This window comes from Cellvibrio sp. (assembly GCF_053579595.1).
The window spans coordinates 1-5,566 of the sequence record NZ_JBRFPI010000312.1; the positions used below are offsets into that span (position 1 = coordinate 1).

Sequence of the window (5,566 nt, forward strand, 5' to 3'; positions counted from 1 at the left end):
TACTTTGATACCCCGACTCGCTGGGGCGCCTATACCACTCATCGCGATCCGGTGCTAAGTGTATTTGCCGGTTTCGACGTGCCCAATGCCAAAGATCCTGAGGAGAATATTTTTGCCAGTCGCACTATCGACCCGCGCACTGGTGAATCCCTACCCGATGATCGATTAAAAGTCGGCAGCCAGTTTTTTTATCCGCTGCATTACAGTCTGACCTTGCACTGGAAGAACCTGGGGTATTGGATCGTCGGTTTTGCCTCGCTCATCATGCTGGTGGCACTGGTAACTGGCGTGGTGATGCATCGCAAATTGTTTCGCGAGTTATTTACTTTTCGTCCTAACAAGAGCAAGTCGCGCAGCATTCTGGATTTGCACAATCTCACCGGCGTTGTGGCTTTGCCGTTCCATTTTTTCTTTGCCTTTACCGGTTTGGTGATCTTTGCTGGGATCTACTTTCCAATCACCCATACCCAGCTTGAGCCGCTGCATGAATTACATGAGCAGTTGGATGCACAAGAGACAGGTTTGCCTCACGAGCCTGCCGGTGTGGCTGCACCTATCGCCTCGGTCGATGCCATGGTGGTTGAGGCGCAGCGCCGCTGGGCGGAACGCGGTATGGCAGGGGATGTGGGTTTTCTGGCGCTGCAACATGTGGGTGATGCCAATGGTTATGTGAGTATTTATCGCGCGGGTACCGACCGTATCGCACTGACCGGTGAGGGCATCCATTTCAAGGCTTCTACTGGCGAGGTACTGCGTGAAGATCCTCGTCCAACAGTGGTTGCCAATATCAATGAGTTTCTTACCGGTCTGCATTTGCAGCATTTTCGCCATTGGTTGTTGCGCTGGTTGTATGTGTTTGGTGGTTTGGCGGGCTGTGTATGTATCGCCACCGGTTTTATCTTTTTTGTGGAAAAGCGCAAGCGCCAACACGCCAAAGAAGCAAGCCAAGGAGCGCGGGTAGTAGATGCACTGGCAGTCACGACGGTGACCGGAATGCTGATTGCCGCAACGGGGATTTTGATCGCCAACCGTTTATTACCCGATACCTTGCCAACTGGATGGCCTGCTCGCGGTGATCTGGAACAATACTTGTTCTGGGCAGCCTGGGCGCTGGCACTGCTCCATGCGCTGGTGCGCAGTGCGCCTGTTGCCCAAGCCCGTACCAATCCTGCATGGCGTGAGCAGTGTTGGGCGATTGCGGTTATGGCAGTCACAGCGGTGCTATTAAACTGGGTTACTACTGGCGACCATCTTCCCAAAACGCTGGCTGCGGGTTATTGGCCAGTGGCAGGTGTGGATTTATTCCTGCTTGCCGGAGCGGTGGTTGCTGCAATGGCTGCGCGCTGGTTGAAGCGTCGTGTCCAAGCTGAACCTGTTGTTACGCAAGCTACCCTGGAGGCTGCTAATGCTTAATGGATTGTTATTACTGGGTGCCTTTCTCGCCACGTTTGTCGGTATGGGCTGGCTGGCGTTGGCGATGAATGCGCACTGGAAGCAAGTGTGCAAGGGATTGCCATCTGCTACTACGGTGATTGTACTGCGCAGCCTGGGCGGCTCGGCACTGTTTGTCTCGCTGCTGCTTTGCATGGGAGTTGATCACGCCTCTATGGCATCGCTGGTCTGGGTCATGTTGTTGGCTGCTTCTGCCATGAGTATCGCTTTTATCCTGAGCTGGCGTCCGCGCTTGCTTGCTCCCCTCATTGTTTGGGCGACACCGGCGAGCTAATCGCCGGCGTCATTCCTCTTCTTTCAATTGTTGGTATAGTGCCAACCTTTACTTTTTCTGCTTTTAACCCTCACTGGAAACGTCTCGATGAAAACCCTGATCTCCTTTTTGTTATGTGGTGTGTTATGCAATGTTCCCTTGGCAATGGCGCATGAAGGCCATGATCACAGTTTCATTACTGAACCCGCTGCCATTGTTGTCGGAAAGGATTATTCAGTGCAATTAACCCTGGAGGACGGTGGATTTGGTTTTGGTAAGCTTCCTGAGAGCTGGCGTAATGTACCTGCCAAAAATGCAAAGCTGCATAAAAATGGTGATGGCTACTACATAGTTGCAGTCACTAATGATGCGGAGCAAAAGACCTTGTATGTACTGATGACATCCAATGGTGATGTGTCCAATGCGAATTTTACCGGCGAGTTCAAAGGTCTGGAATAATAAGCACCGAACCAAAATACTGTATAAAATGCTAGTACTGTTTGCACATACAGTTTTTTGCTGTATGCTATCCCCAATGGTGTGATCTTGAGTCCACTTATTTAAAGATAGCGATCTGAAAGAGTTGTCGACAAAGAGCGACTCAACGGATTTCATAGCAACGTGTTTCATTATTTTTTATGTTGAGGTGTCAGATGGATGCGAATAAAGAGAAGGCGCTACAGGCCGCATTGAGCCAAATCGAACGTCAATTTGGTAAAGGTACTGTGATGCGTATGGGCGACAAAGAACAGGTCGCTATCCCTGCAATTTCTACCGGTTCCCTCGGTCTTGATGTGGCATTGGGGATCGGCGGTCTGCCTAAAGGCCGGATTATCGAAATCTACGGCCCTGAATCTTCCGGTAAAACAACCCTGACCCTGCAAGTTATTGCTGAAGCACAGCGCGCAGGCGGTACTTGTGCGTTTATCGATGCTGAACATGCGCTCGATCCTATTTATGCATCCAAGCTCGGCGTCAATGTCGAGGACTTGATTATCTCCCAGCCAGATACCGGCGAGCAGGCCTTGGAAGTCACCGATATGCTGGTGCGCTCCGGTGCTGTTGATGTATTGGTGGTCGATTCGGTTGCTGCCTTGACACCGCGCGCAGAAATCGAAGGTGAAATGGGTGATCACCATGTGGGCTTGCAGGCACGTTTGATGTCGCAAGCGTTGCGCAAAATCACCGGTAATATCAAAAACGCCAACTGCCTGGTGATTTTTATCAACCAGATCCGTATGAAAATCGGTGTTATGTTTGGCAACCCTGAAACCACCACAGGTGGTAATGCGTTGAAATTCTATGCATCTGTGCGTTTGGATATTCGCCGTATCGGTGCAGTGAAAGAGGGCGAAGAAGTCATTGGTTCGGAAACCCGTGTAAAAGTGGTGAAGAACAAGGTTGCGCCGCCATTTAAGCAAGCGGAATTCCAGATTCTTTATGGCTCGGGAATCAACCGCATGGGTGAAATTGTTGATTATGGTGTGAAGTTGGGTTTAATCGATAAGGCTGGTGCCTGGTACAGTTATCAGGGCAACAAGATTGGTCAAGGTAAAAACAATGTGATGAAGTTTTTACAGGAAAATCCGGTTATTTCCAAAGAGCTTGAGCACAAAGTCAGAACGGAACTCCTGGCTACTCCGGCACTCTCATTAAGTCCAGGTGGCAGTGAAGTGACGGATGATGTGGAAATGTAAGTACCTGTAGCGCCGTTAAAAAACCTCCGTTTGCATGTTGGCAGCGGGGGTTTTTGTATTTAATAGCTACCTTGCATCGATCAATGCTGCTCACTATGCTGTGTTTACAGTGGTAAACTGGAATTGAAATTTTGCACAAAATCAAATGGGTAGATGTGCAATTTAAGGCGATATCCGATATTCAGTCAGGCAATACTAAAGGTGGTGTTAGTAATGAAACAATTAGGTGTGTTGTTGGTAGCGTTAAGCGCATTGTTTTTTGCTGGTTGCACCACGCAACCCAGGGTGGAAACTGACCATCAAGCGGATTTTGATTTTTCATCGCTAAAGACTTTTGATGTTGCCGAGACCAAGCAGGACACTAAAGATAGTATTCTGGTTTCGCCGTTTACCCTAAGCCATATTCATTCTGCGCTTGAGGGTGAGTTGGGTAAGCGCTATCAAAATGCGGCGACTGGCGCAAAGCCTGATTTTATTGTGAGTTATCACGTGGTCATCGAAGAGAAGATCGATCCCCGCAGTTATGATGATCTTTACGGCTTTGGCTACTATGGCCGCCCTTATCGCTATCCATCTCCTTTCTTTCATGGTCCGGGTACTGGTTTGCGCGTGTACAATCAAGGCAGCTTGATTATTGATATTGTCGATGCAAAAACTGAAAAGCCTATTTGGCGTGGAGTTTCCGAGAAGCGTTTAAGTCGCAGTATGGCGCCCCAGCAACAGCGTCAAGTGCTGAGCCGTGCTGTCACAGAAGTAATTGCCCAGTTCCCTCCGGTTAACTAAGCTTGGGGTGCATGTTCCAAATGGCCGCTGTTGCGGCCTTTTTTATTAGCGTCGGATTTGCTCTATGCAACAAGCAGTGCCCACCGTAAGTGAAATTCGCTTCAGTGCCATGAGTCTTTTGGCGCTGCGCGAGCATTCTGTTAAAGAGTTAAAAGATAAGTTAGGGCGCAAATTTGCAGCTGTGGCGTTGGTTGAGGAGGCTGTCGCGGAGTTGATCGAGCTAAATCTGCAATCCGATGAGCGCTTTGCCCAGGCTTTTGTTGCCATGCGCCAGCGGCAGGGAAAGGGGCCGGTGATTATCAAGATGGAATTGCGTGAAAAGGGGATTGGTGCTGAGTTGATTAGCCGGTTTGTCGATGATGCTGATATTTTGTGGTTTGAGCTTGCCCATGAGGCATGGCGTAAAAAATTTCGCGGCACTATGCCTGCTGACGCCCGCGAGCGGGCAAAACAAATGCGCTTTTTGCATTCACGCGGCTTTTCCAGCCGCCATATCCAGGCGGTATTTACTGCAGCAACCAGCGACGATTGGTGAAAATCTGGCTGGTGCGGCTGTTTGTTGATGTGTTTCTTCTTTATTCTAATTATTTGATTCGTCGACAGGTTTGCTCCTCCGGCGAGCTTTTCATTGAGCCGAAAAGGCCTTTCTGTTACTCTGGCGCCCCGTCCTGAACGATAAATCCCCCTGCCTCGCAACGAGCGCTGCTGTTGGCATTTATCTCCATTCCGCTCCGCATTTTTCACAGTTAATCAGGTTTTACATGACGCGCTATATATTCGTAACTGGTGGTGTTGTTTCCTCATTGGGCAAAGGCATCGCCTCGGCTTCCCTGGCGGCTATCCTTGAGGCACGTGGCCTCAAAGTGACCATCATGAAGCTCGACCCCTATATCAACGTAGATCCGGGCACTATGAGCCCTTTCCAGCATGGGGAGGTATTTGTTACAGAGGATGGCGCCGAGACAGATCTGGATCTGGGTCACTACGAGCGCTTTATCCGTACTAAAATGACGCGTCGCAACAATTTCACTACTGGCCGCGTTTACGAGACAGTGCTGCGCAAAGAGCGCCGCGGTGATTATTTGGGCGGCACAGTACAGGTTATTCCCCACATTACCGATGAAATCAAGCGCCGCATTCTTGAAGGTGGCCGCGATGTTGATGTCGCTTTGGTTGAGATCGGCGGTACTGTTGGCGATATCGAATCCCAACCCTTTCTGGAAGCGGTGCGCCAGCTAAAAGTAGAAATGGGTTCTCGTGCTTTGTTGATGCATTTGACCCTTGTGCCTTATATCGCCACTGCTGGCGAAACCAAAACCAAGCCAACCCAGCACTCGGTAAAAGTGTTGCGTTCAATCTGATTGCAGGCTGATATTTTGTT

Annotated in this window: 6 protein-coding genes and 1 pseudogene; all 7 read left to right on the plus strand. The window is 49.8% G+C overall.

Annotated features, from left to right (window positions below; genetic code table 11):
- On the plus strand, positions 1-1,413 hold a 1,413-nt coding region (locus ACWA6V_RS16485; protein ID WP_449523514.1), incomplete at its 5' end, for a PepSY-associated TM helix domain-containing protein.
- The gene (locus ACWA6V_RS16490; protein ID WP_449523515.1) at positions 1,406-1,726 is read left to right on the plus strand and encodes a DUF3325 domain-containing protein; all 321 of its coding nucleotides are present in this window, start codon (positions 1,406-1,408) and stop codon (positions 1,724-1,726) included. The genes ACWA6V_RS16485 and ACWA6V_RS16490, both read left to right, overlap by 8 nt.
- 87 nt (positions 1,727-1,813) lie before the next feature.
- Positions 1,814-2,164 carry a DUF6488 family protein gene (locus tag ACWA6V_RS16495; protein ID WP_449523516.1) on the plus strand — a complete coding sequence of 117 codons (351 nt, stop codon included), beginning with the start codon at positions 1,814-1,816 and terminating at the stop codon, positions 2,162-2,164.
- A 194-nt stretch (positions 2,165-2,358) separates the two neighbouring features.
- Complete coding sequence (recA, locus tag ACWA6V_RS16500; protein WP_310072152.1) at positions 2,359-3,402, plus strand: recombinase RecA; 1,044 nt, start codon at positions 2,359-2,361, stop codon at positions 3,400-3,402.
- A 213-nt stretch (positions 3,403-3,615) separates the two neighbouring features.
- Complete coding sequence (locus tag ACWA6V_RS16505; RefSeq protein WP_449523517.1) at positions 3,616-4,185, plus strand: DUF4136 domain-containing protein; 570 nt, start codon at positions 3,616-3,618, stop codon at positions 4,183-4,185.
- A 64-nt stretch (positions 4,186-4,249) separates the two neighbouring features.
- The gene (locus ACWA6V_RS16510) at positions 4,250-4,720 is read left to right on the plus strand and encodes a regulatory protein RecX (RefSeq protein WP_449523518.1); all 471 of its coding nucleotides are present in this window, start codon (positions 4,250-4,252) and stop codon (positions 4,718-4,720) included.
- Positions 4,721-4,946: 226 nt separating this feature from the next.
- Positions 4,947-5,543, plus strand: a pseudogene (locus tag ACWA6V_RS16515) (CTP synthase); the annotation flags it as partial.
- Positions 5,544-5,566: the final 23 nt, after the last annotated feature.